Origin of the sequence: Parasediminibacterium paludis (assembly GCF_042651445.1) — a bacterium.
Lineage (GTDB): Bacteria > Bacteroidota > Bacteroidia > Chitinophagales > Chitinophagaceae > Parasediminibacterium > Parasediminibacterium paludis.
In genome coordinates this window covers 15271-36645 of record NZ_JBHSDC010000012.1, presented here as the reverse complement: position 1 = coordinate 36645, position 21375 = coordinate 15271, and the positions used below count along the sequence as shown (strand labels likewise).

Genomic DNA, 21375 nt, shown 5'->3' with positions numbered 1-21375 from the left:
ATAAAATGAAGCTTAATAAAATATTTGTGGCGCTTTTGGGTTTACTGCTGATACAGGTTTTTGGTGCTACTGCCCAACAACCTACTACATTGAAGGCACTGTTGCAAATGGCCGAAACCAACTACCCCTTACTTAAAGCAAAACAATATGCTGTTGGGGCTGCTCAAAAATCGGTGGAAGTGAGCACACACACGAAAATACCTTCATTAGACGCTGCTTATCAAATAGATTATGCCACTTACAACAATATTACGGGTATGGCATATCCGCAATTGTTAATTCCAATAAGTGGTCCGCCAGCAACAACCAATAATTTTAGTGGTGTGTTTGGCAGTGCAGCTAGTCTTTTATTGAATTGGCAACCCATCACTTTTGGACAAAGGGAAGCACAGATTGCTTATGCACAAAGTGGTGTAACATATGCCAGCGCAGATTTGGCCAACGATATTTTACAGCACAAAATAAAAGTAGCCAACGCCTATTTAGACCTGTTGACGTTTACAGAATTGGATAAATTGTACAAAGAGAATATGACTAGGGCTGAAGCCAATTTAGCCAATGTGAAAACCCTAGTAGCCAATGGCATAAAGGCGGGCGTTGATTCTGCTTTGTTTTCGGCAGAAGTTGCTAAGGCAAATATTGATAGGTTGACTATTCAAAAAAGTATTGCACAAACCATTATTTTGCTACAACAGCTTTCTGGTACCGATGTGGATATGGTGATTGCAGATAGTTCGCTTTTTGCAAAACTTCCAGTAGACATTATGATCAGCGATACCGTTAAAAATCCCTTGCTATCGCTGTATAATACGTCGATTGAATTGGATAAAGCAAAAAGAAAAACCATTGCCAAAACCACTTCGCCCACCTTGGGCGTTTGGGCTACCACTTATGCTAGAGGTTCGGGCGTTGCTTATACAGGCGATGTAAAAGCCCTTGATGGCTTGGGCTTGCAGCGTTACAACTACGGGGTAGGTATACAATTAAGTGTGCCCTTGCTACAATCTTTAAAAATAAAACCACAATTACAGCAGCAGGATTTGCTAATAAAAGCCGATGAAGAAAAACTGCACGACGTAACACTGCAACTTAGTAAGCAGTGGCAAACTGCCAATGCAAATATGGACTATACCTTAAAAACAATTAAGGCAATGCCCGTACTGGTGCAGTCATCCTATTTCGCTTATACCACTATTGTGTCTAGATACAATTCAGGATTGGCAAACTATGCAGATGTGGTACAAGCGCAATATAATTTGCTAAAAGCGCAGACCGATTACAAAACCGCTTATATGGCTGTTTGGAAAACATTGCTATATAAAGCTGCTGTAAAAGGCGATATCTCTTTATTCTTAAATCAGGTTAATTAATTCAATAATGAATATTATTAAAGGTGCTTTGCAAAAACCTGTAACCATCATCGTTGCTGTTTTGGCAATTGCTTTTTTTTCGGTGATGGCTATCAATAAAATGAAGATTGACATTTTCCCGAAAATGGGCCTGCCTACTATTTATGTAGCCCAGCCATATGGCGGTTTATCGCCGGAGCAAATGGAAGGTTTTGTTACCTCTTATTATGAGTACCACTTTTTATATGTAACCGGTGTAAAAGTTGTAGAATCGAAATCTATACAAGGCGCTGCCATTATCAAAATCATATTTCAGGAAGGTACAGATATGAGTCAGGCAATGGGCGAAGTAGTGGGTTATGTAAACAGAGCAAGGGCATTTATGCCACCGGGTACTGTGCCACCTTTTGTGACTAGGTTCGACGCGGGAAGCGTACCGGTTGGGCAATTGGTTTTTAGCTCCGATACCAAAACCTTAGGTGAAATACAAGACCTTGCTTTGTTTAAAGTACGCCCGATGTTTGCCACATTACCAGGCGTTTCTGCACCGCCACCCTTAGGTGGTAACCAAAAAACGGTTATCATTAAAATTAACCCAGATAAAATTCGTGATTATAATTTAAACCCCGATGATGTGGTACAGGCGTTGGCAAAAGCTAATACCATTACACCAGCAGGGAATATAAGGGTAGGCGATCAAAATATTATTACCCAGCAAAATACAACGGTTGATAATATAAAAGAGTTAGAAAATATTCCGCTGAAATTAGGTGCTGGCGCATCGGTGTATATCAAGGATGTGGGTAATGTAGAATTAGGATCGGATGTTACAACCGGTTATGCTTTAATTAATGGTAAGCGTTCGGTATATATACCAGTTACTAAGCGTGCCGACGCTTCTACATGGGACGTTGTAAAAAGAGTAAAAGCAGCATTGCCCGATATGCAGGCCGCCGTACCAGATGATATTAAAGTTTCTTACGAATTCGATCAATCGGGTTATGTAATTAATGCTTTAAAAAGTCTCGTTTTTGAAGGCGGTTTAGGTGCTTTACTCACTGGCTTAATGGTTTTGCTGTTTTTAGGCGATAGAAGAAGTGCGCTAATTGTCATTCTCACCATTCCTTTATCTCTATTAGCCGCTATTATTTGTTTAAATGCATTTGGTCAAACGATTAATATCATGACTTTAGGTGGTTTGGCTTTGGCAATAGGGATACTGGTAGATGAAGCCACCGTAACCATTGAGAATATACATACCCATTTGGAAATGGGCAAAGCAAAGCCCCGCGCCATTGTGGATGCTTGTTTGGAAATTGCTTTACCCAAGCTATTGATACTACTGTGTATTTTAGCGGTATTTGTACCAGCGCTTTTTATGACGGGCATTCCTGCCGCTATGTTTTTGCCTTTATCGTTGGCGGTGGGTTTTGCTATGATTGCATCTTTTATCTTATCACAAACATTTGTACCTGTAGCAGCCAACTGGCTATTAACTAACCAATTATCGCATGGTAGTAGTCATCAATTAGATACATTTAAAAGTAAATATAAAAATTGGATACAACAATTTGCCACTAATGCAAAATGGGTATCACCCGTTTTTATTGTGGTATCGATACTTTGTTTAGTGGGCTTGTTTCTAATAAATGGCACAGAAATTTTCCCGAAAGTAGATGCAGGTCAGGCACAGGTGCGTTTACGCTTACCCACTGGTACAAGGGTAGAAAGAACCGAAGAAGCCACTAAAACTTTATTAGCCATTGTAGATAGCATCAGTCATGGAAAGGTAGATATTACTTCTGCATTTGCAGGCACACAACCGCCCAGTTTTCCTGTAAATTATATCCATCTATGGACAGGTGGCCCCAATGAAGCCATTATAAAAATTAACCTTCAACAAGATGCAGGTATTGCCATAGAAGATTTTAAAGAAGCAATGCGTCAACGAGTAGCTATGGCCATACCCAATGCCAAAATTTCTTTTGAGCCTGGCGATATTGTGGAACAAGTAATTAATTTAGGGTCTACCAATCCTATTGAAATTGCTGTTCTTGGAAAAAACATTGCGCAATCTAGAGCCATTGCTGAAAACCTAACCAAACAATTATCAACAATTGATTATTTAAGAGATGTGCAAATAGCCACACCGCTCGATTATCCAACCATCAAAGTGGATATTGACCGGGTAAAAGCGGGCCAACTTGGCTTAACAGTTGACCAGATTAGTAAATCGTCTGTCGCGGCTACTTCGTCAAGTAGGTTTACACAGCCCAACTATTGGCTCGACAAAAGCACAGGTACCGCGTATCAGGTGCAGGTAGAATTTCCACAGTACAAAATGAACGCCCCCGAACAATTGGAACTTATTCCATTATCTAGCAATACCAATAATCCCGTTTTTTTAAGAGATGTTGCGTCTTGGAAAAAAGTGAATACGCTTGGTGAATACGACCGTATTAATCAACAACGTTACATCACGATTACGGCTAATATTCATAATAAGGATTTAGGAACAGCTATTAAGCGGGTTAACGAAGCAATAGCATCATTGGGCGAATTGCCAAAGGGCGTGAAGATAAATTTGAGAGGGCAAGCCGATTTATTGGATCAAACCATGCGTGAATTACAATTGGGGTTGTTTATAGCCATTGTGGTGATAGGTATGTTATTAGCCATCAGTTTTCAATCGTTTCGTTTATCGTTTACCATATTGTCGGTAATACCTGCGGTAGTTGCAGGCTCATTATTATTACTTTATATCACAGGCAAGACATTAAATATAGAATCTTATATGGGTATGATTATGGCTGTGGGTGTGGCTATAGCGAATGCGATTTTATTCATTACAAACGCCCAACAATATCAAAAACAAAACAACCATTTGGCCTATGCGATGGCTGCGAGTAATCGGATAAGACCTATTTTAATGACCAGCCTAGCCATGATTGTAGGCATGGTACCAATGGCTATAGGATTTGGCGAGGGTAGTAGTCAAACTGCTCCTTTGGGTATTGCGGTAATTGGCGGCTTAGTATTTTCAACAATAAGTACACTATTGTTTCTGCCACTTATCTATAAACAACTGCAAGGAAAAAAAGCATACCAGCATCTATCGTTAGATCCCAATGATGTAAATAGTAAATTTTTCGATCTTAATTAATAGTACAACTCATTTTATATACATACATAATGAAAAATTTATCACTGCCATTAATTGTTATCATAGTTATTGTCACCAATTTTTTACTGGTGTCTTGTCATCAAAAAGAGAAAACGCAAGTAACCAAAGCATCAACGCAAGACACATTGGGTGCATTTATTTTGCAAAAGCAACCAATTAGTAAACAGCTTAGTTTTCCAGCAGAATTAACCCCACTTGAACGTGCTGAAATTTTTGCCAAAGTAAGCGGCTATCTTAAAAGCATAAAAGTAGATATTGGCGACAAAGTGCAACAAGGGCAAGTATTGGCAATTATCGAAGCCCCCGAAATGTTAGCTAACTATGCACAAGCAAGTGCTGATGTACAATTTGCCAATTCAAAATACATAGCTAGTTTAGATGCATTTACGCGAGTAGATAATGCAGCAAAAGTTACTGGTACAATAGCCACAAGCGAATTAGAAAAAAATAGGCATCAGATGTTGGCCGATAAAGCAGCATACGATGCAGCCAATGCAAAACTGAGTGCTTATGCAGAATTAAAAGCATATTTAATAATCAAAGCGCCTTTCAACGGCACCATCACCCAGCGTAATGCAGATGTAGGAACATTGGTAGGTACAGCCAATAATAAACCCATATTAGTTATCGAAAATACAGCTTCGCTACGGTTAAAAGTGCCCGTACAAGAAGCCTATAGCACAGCGACACCCGATTCGTCTGTTATTAGTTTTACGGTAGATGCGCAACCTGACAAAAAATATTATGCCAAACTAAGTCGCAAAGCAGGTGCGATTACTAAAGACAACAGAACAGAAATTTGGGAGTTTATTTATAAAAACGACCAGCAAGCATTAAAGTCTGGCATGTATGCCAATGCAACGATGAAATTGGGCAGATCGGGCGCTTCATTTGTGGTAGCGCCGTCGGCCATTGCCACCACCTTAGAGAAGAAATTTGTAATTCGTTTAAATGATGGTAAAGCCGAATGGGTTGATGCAAGAAGTGGCTTAAATACTGGTGATAAAATAGAAATATTTGGTAACCTAGAAGCTGGTGATACCTTGCTTTTGAAAGCAACAGATGAAATTAAAGCGGGTACCAACCTAATTGTTAAAATTAAAAAATAGATTTAATACATACTATTTTTATATATTGTATTGTGCTAGAATAGGTAGGCAGCTTTATAAGTACCGATATGCTTGTTCGGATGTTAATTGCAATAGAAGCCAGATTATAAAAAACACAGAGAGCGCAAATAACAAACAAATTAAATTTGAAAATGACATTTTTTTCTACTCAAAGTATATTTCAACAGCTCTGTTAATCCATCTTCTAATGTATTAGCGATATTTTCTGTTTAATACCTGCTACAACACTTGTAAAACGGTAATGCATTAGCGGCTATCACCATGCGACTACTATTGCCCGCCTTTGGAGGGGTTAAGGGTGGTGGTTGCTTGAACCCTAGGTTTTAAGGGCTACTTGTACAAGGCAGCTCGGCTATCTTATGAGGTTTTGCTATGTCTTATAGGTTTGGGGTGGGAATAATGCTAATTAAAAGGATGGGGTGAATGTAAGCTAAGTTAAAAGGGAGGAGATGATAAATCCGAAGCGAAATATGTTTATATTACTTCTTCTCTACTTTATCAGAATAGTATTTAATAAACCAATGAGGAACATCTGATTTATCAATTTTATCCCATTCCTTTTTACCATTTACCTTTTTAAATTGGGCAAATAAGTTAAACGGGCTATCCTCTTTTGAATTATCGAAAAAATAAGCTTGATAACAAAGCTGTGCCGCAGGAAACATTAAATCTAGCGATCTATAATAACGCTCTTCTATTTTATTAGGTGGTACATTATGCCCATTTTGTGTTACCCGATAAGACACACGGTACTTATTAATTTCAGGCGATTCTGTACATACCATATATAAATATACCTTATATCCTGCATCTACCGCTTCTTTCATAATGTCAATATTGGATGGATGTGAGAATACTGTTTCAAACGAAAACGTTATCCGCTTTTCTAGCATTTTAGTACGAAGAAATCTTGCGATAATTTGAGCTACTGCATCCAATGCGGCCTTATTTGTTAGTATTAGTTGGTCATCTAATAGCGTAAATGCATCAATAAATAATGATTCAGTAAATGTTGTATTAATTAGCCTCGAATCATTTGCAAACACTACCAACTGATTTAAATCGCAGCTAATGTTGTATTTTTTGAAACTGAATGTCCGCTGGCGTAATGCTACCGCTATGTCATCGGCATTGATGTAGATACCCAAATTTAATGGACTTCCTTTGGGTGATTTTGCCTGTTTACGGCATCAATAATAGTACTTTTTCCAGAACCATTCGGTCCAGCAAATACCCTTAACCTTGGTGCCATTAATCTAGTAGTATTACTTTAGGTGTACCTGCTCTTTCTATTTGTACTATTCGTTGTACAATATTTCCTTTGGAATCTGTTTTAACAATCCAATTCCCACTTTGGGTTATGGTGTAGCCCATAGTTTTTCTAGCTCTTAATGCCGCTTTTTCGCCTGCCCTACGTATGTTTTTTAGGGCAATAATATCTTTGCCAAGTAACTTGGGCATTACTCTTTTACCTGTAGTAGTAAGCAGCGCATGTTGCGTACCCTGTTTTTTGGTACGGCCATATGTACGTTTATATGTGGTAGTAAGTGCCATATTGCTTTTGCTAATGTACTACCTATTTTCTTGAAAATTGCTTTTGCTCACAATTTTGTGCAAAATATTCATATCTATTTATGCTTATTTAACATTTTTATAAAACTCACTATTAACGAAGAAGCCCTTCAATCCCCCAAGTAAGGCAAAGAGGGAAAAGGCAAGGAGGCAGGAAGACGAGAACGAGTGGGCAGGCAGTAGGGATGAGGCAGAAGAAAGATTACGGATGTTAGATGTTAGTTGATAGCGTGCAGATTGCTTCGTGCCTCGCAATGACGGGAAAACCTAAGAAAGTGAGTTATTGAAGCGAGAGGGAACACCCCTAGCCCCTCTAGGAGAGGGGAATTTTACCGCAAAGGGCTCAATGGGTGAGGCAAATAGCACGAAGCAGGGGAAGGAAGGCAATACGGCTAATATTCCCCCCTTTTTAGGGGTTAGGGGGGGCTCGCACACTAGTTTTTAAGGGCAACTTGTACTTGGCAGCTTGGCTATCCTATCAGGTTTTGCTACACCTTATAGGTTTGGAGGTGGGTGGGAATAATGACAATAATCATGGCAACGTAGTTTAAAACTACTTTGCCATGATTATATAGTAAATGTTTATGTCATAATTGATATAGTTTTCAGCTTATTTAAAATATTTCCCCATTTTATTACTCCAATCATCCATATTTTCATGGATAATTCTTTCAAGAAATGATTGGTCTTGTTTTGCTGTTTGCTTGTCTAAACTTTTTTCTTTATCGAACTTTGACAAATCGAATAGAAAAGTAGCATTACCGCTCCTCAGATTTTCTAAAACCATCAAGTTTCTGTCACGATACTCGAACATCAAATAATCATTAAATCCGCCAATACCCATTGTAACATCATCAGGTGCAAATTCTTTTAAGAGTGCAAATCGATAACTATTACCGTGCAAATCTTTGGGATCATTGTCTTCATTCATTGCTTGTTCTATAACATCTAGCTTTTCAGCTACAGAACCATTAAATCCAGAAGGTAAAATACTTTTATCCTTAACAATAGTAACAGGTATGATTGGCTCAAACGCCATATCATAGAATAAGAAGTAGCCGCCCAATTGAATCGCCATATTCATAGCTGCACCTGCCTTAAAAAAATGATTCTCATTGTTTTCCATGACCAATTGAGGAAAATAGAATATTGTTTCACCTTGGGGTGTTTTGGCAATACTTAACTGCATATCATACTTATACAACAATTCCTTATCCCAAATATTGAACTCTCTGTCATACATAATTTGTCTACCAAAATGGTGGCTATAATATTCAATATGTTTCCATACAGATATTTTATGCTCAGGTTGCTTTCTTATGTACTTACCCAAAGTATTTTCCTTCAATGCACCACTTTTTCCAGAAACTATAGCTGATTTCGCTTTATTAGATAATAAATTAACAATAGCGCTATTTTCTTTTCCTACTTTAGTTAACTGGTCTTTACCAAATCCTATGTAATACTTCATACCTTCTTGTAAAACGTTTTGCAAATATTTTGCTGGGTTATTTACTCTATTCATGACTCTAATAATTTGTTATCGACCACAAATAAGCTTTCTCATTTCTGGCCATTTTAATTTTTAATTTACTTGCTTGATTAAATATTTTTACTAAGTACTTAATACTTAAGTAACTCTAGTATTCGGCAGTTTGAGGCATAAATTTTCTTCGCCTGAAATCAGACGAAGAAAATTGCCCACTAATTGGTTACTTAGTTGCTAGGCGGGTAAGGGTCATTGCCGTAACTATTACGTTCACGGATTTGCCCATTTCTGCCATGGATTAGTAACTCTGATTGCTGATTTTTTGCGATAGTTGTTGCAATAACTATGGCTTCTTGTTGGGTAGGAACTACTTTAGTTGCTTTTTCGTTTCTTGCACCCTTTACCGCCCATGAATTTCCATGGGGTACTACATGCTGATTTTTCTTGCTCACTTTAACTTTTTTTATGAGTCAATAAAATGTTCGCCCCAATCTTTTCTCGAAGTAGGGTTGTTTTTCCGGTAAGCGAACAAGCATGAGTAATGTGAGAGGGCTTAAAAATTTTTAAGGCTTGGGTAGGTGTTTATAAAACACAAACACTTACTTTCGCCGCCGAATAAAAAACATACTCTGGATTGAGTGCTTAACTTGCTCTTTCCAACTTGGGCTTCAACTTTCCGACGGTTGAAGCCCTATTTGCTTTAAAGTTTCTCTAACCAAATATTATTCCTAAATACGGAATTTTACTAAACTTTGATAAAATTACTGAACAATTCTCTTTTGTCAATATTTTTAGCAAAAATCACTAATATTTTGTGCAACATCTACTAAAATAAGGCGCATTGGCTTTTAGTAACATGTTTATATGTCAGTATAATTTAGCCTTTACAATTCACTCTTAATGTCTTTTTTAAGCAAATTGAACTTTTTTGAGTTTATTATTAGTATTTGAAACTCGAAAATAGTTCTTTATGCATTTTTGTCATATTAATCTAATGGCATGCCTTAAATACCGTCCTTACTACTCTGAAAGGTGCTTTTCTAACAGAGGGTAGCGAATATGAAATGAAAAATTTGAAATAAAAACATTTTGGCTGTTAATAGTTTTACACATGGGGTTTATAACAATTCTTGACGAATTATAATAACTTGCGCTGTAGATTGAAGTTGCTTAAATAAGTTAAAAATTTAGCTAGGAACAATAAGATTGACAAGCTAGTATCAGATTAATTACGCTTCCTCCTTTCCCCCACCTCAAACGCCTGATGCAACAATGCTTTTAGCAATTGCTCAGTGGCTTGTTGGTTGGCGATGATATGTGCTTTGAGTTGTTTGGTTTTGGCTAGTTGTTGTTCCATTTCGGCTACAATGCGTTTTTGTTCTGATAGTGGTGGAAGGGGGAAATAATAAAAGCGAACATCATTTGCTGCTAAATTAGGTTGTGCAGAACCATTGTTGAATCTCCTTAATTGATTGTATGCAAGTTTGCTTTTTAAGTAGTAATAGATGTATCTTTTTTCAACAAGTTCAGATAATCGAATTATCATTAAGGAAGATGCAATAGCACCTTTTATGTATGGTTTAACAAATGCTACTTTGCCAAAAGTTGCACCACGCAAACAATACACCAAATCATCTTTTTGGATCTTACCTCCCCTGAGAGAATTGTATTTATCCTCTGTAATGAAATACATCTCCTCTGTTGTCAAAGTTCCATCAGCTTCAATATGTCCTGTATTTATCCAAGGAATCCCATCCTTTACATATTCTTCTCGATTAGGATAATTTTTGCCTCGATCACCATTTAATAGTTCTGCCAATACACCAAAATTACACCACACCCAACTTTTAGGAATGTCAAAAGGTATTTCTTCGGGTTTAATAGGTGGTAATGGCTTTTCTTTTTTGCCTAGTTTTTCTTTCTCTGCTTTTATGCGTTGTAGCAATTCAGTTGCAGGTTCATCGGTAGGGTTTTGCGGTACTAACTTGCCTTGCACCGCTTCTTGTAAAATGGCTTGGTTGAGGTTTTCTATTTGGGTGAGTTGGCTTTTATATTCAAAAAGTAAAGTTTTCTGAGTATAATATGCTTTGAATGCTTTATTTGAGAACTCTAATATGTCGTTAGTTAAATAAAAATTAAAATCAGTGGGGTACGTTAATGTATCTAAGCATTGTTTACAATAATCTAAATACCGTACAGTTTCTATTTGTACTTTAATATCTGGACAAGTAAAGTCAAGATTTCCTAATCCTTTTTGGTTGATAATAGGTAAAGTTGACTTTGACGAGTTTTCTTCAAAAATTTTGTAACGAGATAAAAAGAAATAATAAGCAAATTCAGGCAAGACGTTTTCTTTAAAAAGAATACCGGTAATCTGTTGATTAGAAGAACATTTTTTATCGACTATACCTAATCTGCCTATTCCACCTCCAATACAGATAATTAGAATAGTATTTGGCTTGTAAATGGTCGCCTTATTTTCTTTTTCCGCTTTATTTGAAACCCAATCTGATGCGGTAATATATTTTTCAAAACCAATGTCTGATGGTTTTATCCACTCAATATCATTCGATGAATAATAATCGGAATTACTCATTGGTGGGGTTTTACCTGTTTGTATTTCTAAGAAATACTTTCGTAAAGGTTCATAACCATACTTATCTGCATGCTTACTTACAATGAACTCTGCAATAAGTCCGATTGGACTGCTAACCAAATTTTTGAAGATTGTTGACGATGTTTCTTTTGCCATTAATTAATTAGTTGAAACATTTAACTCTTCGAGCAAACTCTGACACTTACTAAACGAGATTTTTAAATTTGAAATGATTTTATTTTTATCATACACCACTTCTTCCATCACTTTATTCGGGTTCTTAATATCCAAATCAAAGCCACATTCTACAATAGTTGCTATCGGCACTTTCCAAGCTACTTCGCTTTCGGCACGGTTGTGCCACCATTGTTTTAGTGGTTCAAACTCTTCTATGCGTATAGGCTTGGTTTTGTTGTAGGCTTTTGCCCCTTCTGGTAACGTGTGTTCGTAATACCAAATGTGTTGGGTAGCGTATTTTTTGTCTGAACCTTGATTTTCAGGATGAAAGGATTGGCTTGTTTTTTTCTCGAAGAAAATGAGGTTGGTATTTACCGTAGCATAGGGTGCAAATACACTTTGGGGTAAGCGTACTATGGTATGCACATTGCAATCGGTTAATAGCTTTTCCCGTACACGGGCTTTTACACCTTCACCTGTTAAGCTACCATCAGGCAATACAATACCTGCACGGCCACCATCGTTTAGCAATTGTATAAAGAGTATTAAAAACAAATCGGCACTTTCTTTAGTGCGGTAGTTGAGTGGAAAATTGGTTTCCATACCATCGCCTACCACACCACCAAAAGGCGGGTTGGCCACAATAATATCTACTTTATCTGCTTTTTTGTACGAGGTAAGTTCTCGGCTAAGGGCATCGTTGTTGTCTATTTGTGGTACTTCAATATCGTGGGTAATTAGGTTTACCACACTCAGCATAAAAGGCAGGGGTTTTAGCTCTGTACCTTTAATGGTTTGTTGCAGGGTTTGACGGTCTGCCACATTGTTTACCTGCTTTTTTAAATGCTCAATGGCACATACCAAAAAGCCCGCTGTGCCACAGGCAGGGTCTATAATGGTTTCGCCCAATTTTGGGTTTACCATATCAATAATAAATTGTGTAACAGCCCTTGGGGTGTAAAACTCACCTGTATCTTTTTTAGTGGCAAGCCCTTGTAAAATATCCTCATATATGGCATTGAAAATGTGGTGCTCCTTGCTACTGTTAAAGTCTATTTCGTTCAGCTTATTAATGGCTTGACGAAAAGTAGTACCACTTTTCATGTAGTTGTTGGTGCCATCAAATATTTGCCTAATGGTAACGCCTAGTTTGTTATCGGCAGTTACTTGTAGGTTTTTAAGTTCAGGAAACAGTTGGTTGTTAATAAAGCCAATTAGTTCATCGCCTGTAATGCCTTCATCATTAGCAGCCCAATTACGCCATTGTAAATGTGCAGGTATGGGTGATTTATAGGCTTCGTTTAAAAGTTCTTTTTCTTGGTCTTTATCGTCGAAAAGTTTTAAAAAAATCATCCACCCCAATTGCTCTATGCGTTGTGCATCGCCATTAAGGCCGGGGTCTTTCCGAAAAATATCTCTGATTGATTTGATGATGCCAGATATGTTGCTCATGTACTGTTTTTATTTATCCTTCATAGTTAATAGCATTGGGTAGCATTAGCAAAAAGGCGTCTGCTTTTCCATAATCCAATTGCTCATAAAACACACCCAATCTATTCAAGTTTTTATAATAACTATTTACGTTGTGATAGTAATACTTCTCCGATTGAAAATACCAAGCTATTTCGCCCAATTTTTGAGCTAAAAACCACTTCTCCAATAGCCTGGCAGCCCTTCCATTGCCATCATTAAAAGGATGAATGCATACAAATACCAAGTGAATAAACGATGCATAGTAAAATACTTCTTCAACAGATAAATTTTGTAGCAACAGGTTATTAATATCCATCCAAAGTTTATCCATTTCGGTTGTTACAATTGCAAAAGGTGCTGCTTCAAATTGTATTCTCCCTGTTTTGTGTTCCATCACCAGCATTTCATTTTTCCTGTAAACACCCCTGTCTTTTTCAGGTAATAAATGTTTGGTTAGCAATTGATGGGTATGAATAAAATTAGCTTCTGATAGTGTATTATCTTTTGCAAATAAATAGGCGAGGTATAGGTCGTTTGTTTTTTCTACTAATTCAGGAAGATAGTCAATGTGTTGCACTTTGTGTTTTACATAACTGTCAAGTTCCATTTGTTCACCTTCAATTCTTGATGAAGCAATCACTGCAACCGATGTGTAGAAAGTAAAGGTCTTTGGTGATAGCTCAATTTCACCAACACTTTTCAAAGCTTCATTACAATTGACCTGCAACTGATTTTTATAATTACTTAAATATGCTTCTTCAATAATTTCCATTAAGCAATATTATACAATTCGTTTTATAATTCTTTTATGGCATTATTATAAGCCTCACGGCTACCAAATGATTTGATAATTTCTGTGGCAGAACCAAATTCGTTTAATGGTGGCACCGTTAATATTTTAATGTTCTCAATATTCTCAATGCCCTCATCTGCGTATTTGTCTAGCAAGGCTTCAAGCACTTGCTTTGCTTGTTCGCCATACTTAGTAAAGTAGTTGCGTTTTTTTACATTGTCGGCTCTTTCTTTTCGGGTAAGCGGTGGCTGGTCGTAAGCAATGTGGCAAATTAAATCAAACAAATCTACCTGCTTATCTACTGCCTCGTACAACGCCTCTACCAAAATGCCTTGTTCGGCTAGTTCAGCAATAATGGCTTCTTTTCTATCAGTGCTTTGCCATTTATTTAAAAACACTGATAAAGAAGCGTACTGGCCTTTTATGATGGCTTTGGTATGGTCTTTTAAACTAGTGGTTATGGGTCTGCCTTGATTATCGAAATGTAATTCTCGGCTAATTAAAACCGATACATCTACACCATTTACATACACTTTTTCACGAGGTGGTGGTGGCGTAAATGGACCACCTGGCGGTATAGTGGGTGGCGTAAGTGGTGGGTCTAAAATTATTTCCTCACCTGTTTCTATATCAATAATGGGTTCGTTTTGTTCGTTTTCTTCCTCTTCAATAATATTTGTCAGGTCGGTATCTTCAGATACAGGTTTAATTCTTATTGGGTCACCATCAAAAGCAGGGTCAGCAAATAAATCGGTGGCATTTCTAAAGTCAAGAATGGTAAAGTAGCGTTTATCGTATTCCTCATTAATGCGTGTACCACGCCCTATAATTTGCTTAAACTTGGTCATGGAATTAATGTTAGAATCTAACACTATAACCTTACAAGTTTGCGCATCTACACCTGTGGTCATTAACTCGCTTGTGGTAGCAATTACAGGGTATTTTTCTTCGGGATTAATAAAGTTGTCTAGTTCTCTTTTGCCCTCATCATTATCGCCTTTTATTTGCATGATGTACTTGTAATTCTCTGCAACTACATCTGCATTTAGCTTGGCTAGAGCGGTACGCATTCTTTCTGCATGGTCAATATCTACACAAAACACAATGGTTTTGGCAAAGCGGTCGTAGCCTTTTAAAAACTCTGTAAGCTTTAGCGCAACAGTGTCTGTTCTTTCATCAATTACAAGGTTTTTATCAAAGTCTTTACGGTTGTAGATGCGGTCTTCTACTTCGTTACCTTTTTTATCTGTTTTGCCCTGTTCAGGTCGCCAACCTTCTGCATCAATGTTTAGGGCTATTCTAATAACTCGATATGGGGCTAAGAAACCATCATCAATACCTTGGCGTAATGAATAGGTATAAACAGGTTCACCAAAATATTCGGTATTGCTTGCTTCGTTGGTTTCTTTAGGTGTAGCCGTTAAACCAATATGCGTAGCATTGCTAAAATATTTCAAAATCTCTCGCCAATTGCTATCGTCTTTTGCACTACCACGGTGGCACTCATCTATCACAATTAAGTCGAAGAAGTCTTTAGTAAACTGCTTATAAGCATTAGCTGCTTCATCTGCACCCGAAAGTCCTTGGTACAAGGCCAAATAAATTTCAAAGCTTTTATCAATTTGGCGATGCTTTACTACCGTCATTTTATCTTTAAAATACTTAAAGTCACCACGCCTTGTTTGGTCTATTAAGGCATTTCTATCTGCAAGAAAAAGAATGCGCTTTTTAGCGCCACTTTTCCAAAGTCTATGTATAATTTGAAAGGCAGTATAGGTTTTACCTGTACCAGTAGCCATCACCAATAAAATGCGGTTCTGCCCATTGGCAATGGCTTCTACTGTTCTATTAACGGCAATTTGTTGGTAGTACCTAGGTTTGCGATTAGTGCCGTCAAAAAAATAAGCTTGTGCAGCAATCTTCTCTGCTTCAGGTGTCGCAATACTTTTGTACTTCTTATAAATTTCCCAAAGTCGTTCAGGTGAGGGAAATTCGTCTAAGGCTATTTCGGTTTCAATATTGCTATCGCTAGCTGTTCTGTCGTGAAATAAAAAGCCATCGCCATTGCTACTAAATACACAAGGTATATCTAGTATTCTATCATAGTCTAAACCTTGTTGTATACCCGCTCTTACAGAATGATTATTGTCTTTAGCCTCAATAATAGCAATAGGAATATTGGGCTTGTAGTAGAGAATATAATCTGCTCTTTTTTTGGCACCCCTAGCAGTTATTTTACCTCGTACATATATTTTGCCATCAGTAAAAGAAACCTCCTCAAGTATTTGCAATTGCTTATCCCAACCAGCACTTTCAAGAGCAGGCGTAATAAACTTAGTGCAGATGTCTCGTTCTGATAACAGTTTTTTATTCATAAGTAGCTAGACTGTAAACGAATACTATTGAAATAAGAGGCAATGAAGATATGTGAAATACTTTTATCCGTTAAGCTATCGTATTGGGAAAATTGATTTGTCTCATACCTTGTATACCCTTTTCGAAAACCTTATTTACTCCTTTAGTTACAACTTCCTCCCTAAGGGGGTTAGGGGGCTACGCTCCTCACCCAATGAATACACAAGCCCGTACCTATTGCCAAAGCATAGCTAAGCAAGCTGCCAAGCAATACATACTCGGTTTGCTTTTTACTGTTCATGCGTATTAGTGCTTTACTCGCTATTAAAAAGCCAATAGCCCCATATTGGTTCAGCAGTACTAGACTAAAAATCATGCAACGCTCGAATATACCAATATACCTACCTGCTTTTTCGGCATCGTCGGTTACGGTGGCTATCAGGTTGTTGTTAGTAGGTGGTAATAGTCTATTGGGCAATAGGGCTTTAATGGCCAGGCGTACAATAATGGCACTAGGCCATATTACAAACACATAACCGAGTAGTACAAGCACGGTAGTATAGTCAAGCGCTAGCTGCTGCAATACCGTGAACAGCAGGGGCCACTTATGTATAAGGTAGAGCCATAAGCATATCACAACGGCTATATGCACTAGCTGATCTATAATAAAAGCGGCAAAGCTGCGGTGCTTATCTAGCTGAATTTTTAGATAATCTACCACTAGGTGTAGCACCCCTGCTAGTAGGGCTAGCCACCATGGTAGTAGCAAGCCACTTGCTAGCCATAGCGTAAGCGCAGCAATAGCACCATGCAGGTATAGCAAAGGGGCTTTGGCCTGCTGTGCTTGTTTGCTTTTTACCATCGCATCGGTTTGTAGTATAAAGTCTGTAACTATATGGGCTAGCAATAGCCATAGTAGTAGTGTGCCATCGGCTTGAGTAAACCATTGTTTAACAGGCATAAGCAAGGGTTATTTGGTCTTCAATATATTTTAAGGCAATTTCTACAGCATACCATTGGGCACTTTTAGCCGCTTGGTTTACACCCGGCTGGCTAATACCCATGATAGTGGCTACCTCTTCTTCTTTCTTAAATTGTAGTTTTTGTAGAATGACGGCAGCCTGTCGGCCAAAGTATTTTTGCGCAAGCGCATCTAATAGTACAATGGTGGATGCAAGGCTAGCATTTAGCAAAGGTTGGCTCGTAAGTAACGCAAGCTCGCTATAAGTGGTTTTTAGGGTAGCCAAAGCCTCGCTTGCTAGTATAAAAGCTTCACCATCTGAGGCGGATAGTTTCTTTTTCATAAAATCTACCCCACCAATACTTGCAGCTATTCTTACACCTGCATTAGCGGTGGCAGGCAGTGTCTTTTTTGTTGCATCGGCTTGCTTGCTACTAGGAGCAGTAATGGTATTGGCTTTTACAAAACATTTAATCATTAAAGCGATGCGCAGCACCTGCTTTACATCTACCACTTCACACTGAAAGCTATCGCCACCCGTTTGCTCTACTTTTTTCAGCCAACCTTCTACCTGCAAGGTTTTTAAAAACTGTTGAAGCGCTGCGTACAAGTATTCTCTCGCCTTTGCATCTATGCGTCTTGAGTTAATAATATCTCCAGTAATAATGCCGTACATAGTGGTAAAGGTATTGTTATAAGTGCAAATATAAGCCTTGAAACTTATAATGTAGCATTATAACCTTGAAAACTTATAATTGGGTATTATAAGCATGGGGGATTATGAAGAAGGCAAGAGGTAAAGAGCGAGGACTATTTGTGTTAATGCCTAAAAAGAGTTTAATTTTTAAGTCAGATGTATTTTTAAAAATATAAGATTACCAAAAAACTGATTGGTTTTGGTAGGCTTTGATTACAAATGATCACTGCTACTTACAAATTCTATACTATCGCTTTTACTAAAATCGGAGCTTATATATAGGGCGGCTTCTTTTTTATCGTACACAATTCTTAAAAAAGCGGTGGCTGGTGGAATTTTACCAAGATTGTCGGCAAATATGGTAAATCGATTTATTTGCCCCTTAATTATTGGTATTTTAATAATGTATGGTGATGCTTTTAAAGCCACCTTACTCGCAATTTTCTCGTTATTATATATGATGCTCACTTCATCGCCATCTATTACACCATCATCAAATAAGCGTATTTCTACCGAATCGCCTTGTACCGTATATCTCGCCACTTTCTCTGTTGGTCGTTTGGTGAAGTTGGCTTGCGTGGGCGTAATTTGAGGTTGTTTGGCTAGTTTACCAGTATCTACTACCTGTTTACTGGTGTCTTTTGGTATTGCATACGTTATTTTTAGCAAATAAGGCTTACTTGGTTCACGTCTATCGTTAGAATACATGGATATATTACCTACTATATAGATACTATCTCGCTCTTGTATGCGCTGCAACTGTGCACCCGTAATTTCCCATTCTTCAGGCTTACCCCCACTGTATCTATCTATTTTTCTATAAATGCTATTGGTAAATCGTAAGCCATCGGCACCAATTGTTGCTTTTAGAGCAAATGTTTCACCATCTTCTTGTAAAGTGCCTTGTAGGCCAGCTTCTGTGTGTGCGAGGTTCAGTTTTACAGCGTTTTGCTCAATAACGTAGTTACCACTCCAATCGTATTTATATAATATACCGCTATAGTTACCATCAATACTATCTAGACTATCTAGATTTAAACGATGTTCAATGGTTTGGTACTTGTTATAACTTTTAATGAACGAATTTTTATCGTAATGTGTAGCAGGCCATTTGTTTTCAGGTTCTTTCTCTGCAAGCTCACTGATGCTTTGTTTATCGCCTTTGTCGGCACTTTTTTTAAGCCATTTGTTCGCTTCTTTTATATTTTGAGTTGTACCGTAGCCATTTTTTAAGCATAAACCTACATAATACATACAGCTGGTATTACCATTTTCTGCTTCGGTTACAAATAAATTGTAAGCAGCTGCATAGTTTTGTTTGCAACCCAAGCCTTTGTACAGCATATAGGCAAGTGTTGCATTAGCGCGATAATCGCTACGCAACGCTTTTTTTGAGAAGATAGCAAAAGCGGTGGTATAATCTTGTTTAATGCCAATGCCATCTTTATACATTTCACCAAGCATGTACAACGCATCTTGGTTGCCATTATCGGCTGCGCGAAGTATAAACTCAAATGCACGGGTTAAATCTATCGCAGTACCCATACCAAAGCGGTAATGTACGCCTGCATCATACATGGCTTTCGCATCACCATTTTTTGCTTTTAGTAGGCAAATAGCGTGGGCTTCCTCAAGGCTAGTAGGTTTATAATGTTTGTCTAAGCGATGGTCTTTCTGTGTAATGGTATTGCTATTTTGCCCATATATATGTGGCATTGTAATACAGAAAAAACAATAGACAATTAGCCTCTTCATGTAGTTACTAGCTTAATAAGATGATTAAAGGATTAAAATGCATTATGGAGTTGTATAAAAACGTCGTACACCTTCTATTTAGTATTGCTACTAAAAAGTAATAATACTATTAGTGCAAATATTTTTCTAATATAGCCATTTGTGGTTTATCGTAGCCATTTTGCGGGTGAACTGACAGTGGGTAATCGTTCCACCAAGCGCCCGCAGCCCAATAATTGGCAGGAATCCCATTTTGGTAAATAAAGGCTAGGAAATTATCCATTACTTCTAGCCACCTGTTATCGTTGCCCGGTACGCCAAACTCGCCAATAATACCTTTTTTATTATATTTCTTCAGCCAATCGACAAATGGTTTTACTTTTTCAACGCCCATCGTTGGTGTTATTTTACGCTCAAGTTTACCATCGTAATTGCCAGAATGGTTGTAATCGAAATAGCAGTGTGCATCAAATACAATTTTATCGACTGGGTCGTTGAGCTTTCTCAACTTGTTGTTATCGTATTTCCAGTCGTAACTAAACGAACTGTTTTCGCCATCTATAATGATATATGCGTTGTTATCTACTTCTCTAATACCATCAATAGCGTGTTGCGCCGCTTTAAACCAGTTTTTGCCAAAAATATTTCTTGGTTCATTCATAATATCATAGCCATATACGTTATAGCTACTTAAAGCAGTCGCAATTTTTTTCCATACATCTTTATAATAGTCAAATTTTAACTTAGAAGAGCCAAGCGTAAGTGTTTTATCGCCTTTGGTATAGCTAGCAAAATTTTGCATGGTAAGCGATACTTGTAAGTTGTATCGGCTACATTTTACCAGAAAATTTTTCATTTCAGACAGTTCATTATCGTCTAGTTCACCATTTAGTTCATGTTGAATTCTTTCCCATCTAAAAGGGAGGGCAACCACTTTAAAGCCTTTTTTTGCAAAATATTGGATATCGCTTTCGGAAGGATATACATAATCTTTATTAATGGTGCCTGGTAAATTTTGAAACCCAAACTCGGCACCACAAAGATTAATACCTAATTTAAAGGGAAGGCTTTGGGCAGCGGTTTTGGAAGTAGCGACAAAAGCAAGGATTGCAAATAGGATAGATAGGAAGCAATTTTTCATAAAGTAAATAAACGAAAACAATGGAAGAATACGACTGTTTTACCCCAATTTTGTGGAAAAACAGACTTTTTTTCAATTTTAGAAAAAATAATTCACAATATTGTTTGTGTGTTGAAAATATCCCCTTACTTTTGCAACCCCAAATCGAAATAATGGGATTTAGGCTATGTCTCAAAGAATCAGAATTAAATTACAATCATACGATCACAACTTAGTAGATAAATCTGCTGAGAAAATCGTGAAAACAGTTCGCAGTACAGGTGCTGTTGTAACAGGTCCAATTCCTTTGCCTACACACAAAAGGATTTTTACTGTGTTACGTTCACCACACGTAAACAAAAAAAGCCGCGAGCAGTTTCAGTTGGCTACTCACAAGCGCTTATTAGACATTTACACATCTTCTTCTAGAACTGTAGATGCTTTGAGTAAATTGGATTTGCCTTCTGGTGTTGAAGTTGAGATTAAAGCTTAACAAATTCCTGAAAAGGAAACTAGTTCTTAAAAAATGTTTCATCTCTCAATTCTGTAACAAGAAAAAAAGAGCTCTGAGTAAGATACAATTCTAATCTAAAAAGATTGGATTAACATATAAACAGGCCCTTCGAGGTTTGTTTACTGTCGGTACTTCCTCTTCTTATTCGCTAAAGCGATTTGAAAACACTGGAAAAGGTCGATAGCAAACAGGGATTGAATTTTGGTTTCATCACCAGAATGTCCTATATAC

The 21375-nt window shown here is 37.5% G+C and carries 17 protein-coding genes; 4 read left to right on the top strand and 13 right to left on the bottom strand.

Annotation, left to right across the window (positions count from 1 at the left end; genetic code table 11):
- Window positions 1–5: 5 nt before the first annotated feature.
- Genes ACFOW1_RS06995 through ACFOW1_RS06985 form a run of 3 tightly spaced genes read left to right on the top strand, consistent with a single transcriptional unit; the run spans window position 6 to window position 5642 of the window.
- On the top strand, window positions 6–1370 hold the full coding sequence (locus tag ACFOW1_RS06995; RefSeq protein WP_379013178.1) for a TolC family protein: 1365 nt from the start codon (window positions 6–8) through the stop codon (window positions 1368–1370).
- Window positions 1371–1377: 7 nt separating this feature from the next.
- Entirely contained in the window at window positions 1378–4512 is a 3135-nt protein-coding gene (locus ACFOW1_RS06990; RefSeq protein WP_379013176.1) for an efflux RND transporter permease subunit, read from the top strand.
- A 29-nt stretch (window positions 4513–4541) separates the two neighbouring features.
- Complete coding sequence (locus tag ACFOW1_RS06985; protein ID WP_379013175.1) at window positions 4542–5642, top strand: efflux RND transporter periplasmic adaptor subunit; 1101 nt, start codon at window positions 4542–4544, stop codon at window positions 5640–5642.
- A gap of 500 nt (window positions 5643–6142) precedes the next feature.
- Here the strand turns inward: ACFOW1_RS06985 and ACFOW1_RS06980 are convergent, their stop codons facing one another.
- The 13 genes from ACFOW1_RS06980 to ACFOW1_RS06920 form a co-directional block, all read right to left on the bottom strand.
- Window positions 6143–6811: a hypothetical protein gene (locus ACFOW1_RS06980; protein WP_379013174.1), complete on the bottom strand. Its 669-nt coding sequence runs from the start codon at window positions 6809–6811 to the stop codon at window positions 6143–6145.
- A 2-nt stretch (window positions 6812–6813) separates the two neighbouring features.
- Window positions 6814–6915 carry an ATP-binding protein gene (locus ACFOW1_RS06975; RefSeq protein ID WP_379013172.1) on the bottom strand — a complete coding sequence of 34 codons (102 nt, stop codon included), beginning with the start codon at window positions 6913–6915 and terminating at the stop codon, window positions 6814–6816.
- Window positions 6915–7217: a hypothetical protein gene (locus tag ACFOW1_RS06970; RefSeq protein ID WP_379013170.1), complete on the bottom strand. Its 303-nt coding sequence runs from the start codon at window positions 7215–7217 to the stop codon at window positions 6915–6917. Before ACFOW1_RS06970 ends, ACFOW1_RS06975 begins: the two co-directional genes overlap by 1 nt.
- Window positions 7218–7845: 628 nt before the next feature.
- Entirely contained in the window at window positions 7846–8760 is a 915-nt protein-coding gene (locus ACFOW1_RS06965) for a hypothetical protein (protein ID WP_379013169.1), read from the bottom strand.
- 191 nt (window positions 8761–8951) lie between these two features.
- A complete protein-coding gene (locus ACFOW1_RS06960; RefSeq protein WP_379013168.1) occupies window positions 8952–9176 on the bottom strand; it encodes a DUF2188 domain-containing protein in 225 nt (74 codons plus the stop codon).
- Window positions 9177–9949: 773 nt separating this feature from the next.
- Window positions 9950–11476 (bottom strand): restriction endonuclease subunit S, encoded by a 1527-nt coding sequence (locus ACFOW1_RS06955; protein ID WP_379013167.1) that lies wholly within the window; start codon window positions 11474–11476, stop codon window positions 9950–9952.
- 3 nt (window positions 11477–11479) lie between these two features.
- On the bottom strand, window positions 11480–12949 hold the full coding sequence (locus tag ACFOW1_RS06950; protein ID WP_379013165.1) for a class I SAM-dependent DNA methyltransferase: 1470 nt from the start codon (window positions 12947–12949) through the stop codon (window positions 11480–11482).
- A 13-nt stretch (window positions 12950–12962) separates the two neighbouring features.
- On the bottom strand, window positions 12963–13742 hold the full coding sequence (locus ACFOW1_RS06945) for a Fic family protein (protein WP_379013163.1): 780 nt from the start codon (window positions 13740–13742) through the stop codon (window positions 12963–12965).
- Between the two features lie 23 nt (window positions 13743–13765).
- Window positions 13766–16138 carry an EcoAI/FtnUII family type I restriction enzme subunit R gene (gene hsdR / locus ACFOW1_RS06940; RefSeq protein ID WP_379013162.1) on the bottom strand — a complete coding sequence of 791 codons (2373 nt, stop codon included), beginning with the start codon at window positions 16136–16138 and terminating at the stop codon, window positions 13766–13768.
- A gap of 170 nt (window positions 16139–16308) precedes the next feature.
- Window positions 16309–17079: a DUF3307 domain-containing protein gene (locus ACFOW1_RS06935; RefSeq protein WP_379013161.1), complete on the bottom strand. Its 771-nt coding sequence runs from the start codon at window positions 17077–17079 to the stop codon at window positions 16309–16311.
- Window positions 17069–17755, bottom strand: a complete 687-nt coding sequence (locus ACFOW1_RS06930) for a hypothetical protein (protein ID WP_379013159.1) — start codon at window positions 17753–17755, stop codon at window positions 17069–17071. Before ACFOW1_RS06930 ends, ACFOW1_RS06935 begins: the two co-directional genes overlap by 11 nt.
- A 234-nt stretch (window positions 17756–17989) precedes the next feature.
- Window positions 17990–19492, bottom strand: coding sequence for a tetratricopeptide repeat protein (locus ACFOW1_RS06925; RefSeq protein WP_379013158.1), 1503 nt, complete (start codon window positions 19490–19492; stop codon window positions 17990–17992).
- A 148-nt stretch (window positions 19493–19640) separates the two neighbouring features.
- Window positions 19641–20651 (bottom strand): glycoside hydrolase family 5 protein, encoded by a 1011-nt coding sequence (locus ACFOW1_RS06920; RefSeq protein ID WP_379013156.1) that lies wholly within the window; start codon window positions 20649–20651, stop codon window positions 19641–19643.
- A gap of 166 nt (window positions 20652–20817) precedes the next feature.
- On the opposite strand from ACFOW1_RS06920, the gene rpsJ reads away from it, so the two are divergent.
- Window positions 20818–21123, top strand: coding sequence for a 30S ribosomal protein S10 (gene rpsJ / locus ACFOW1_RS06915; protein WP_026770720.1), 306 nt, complete (start codon window positions 20818–20820; stop codon window positions 21121–21123).
- The last annotated feature ends 252 nt before the right edge of the window (window positions 21124–21375 follow it).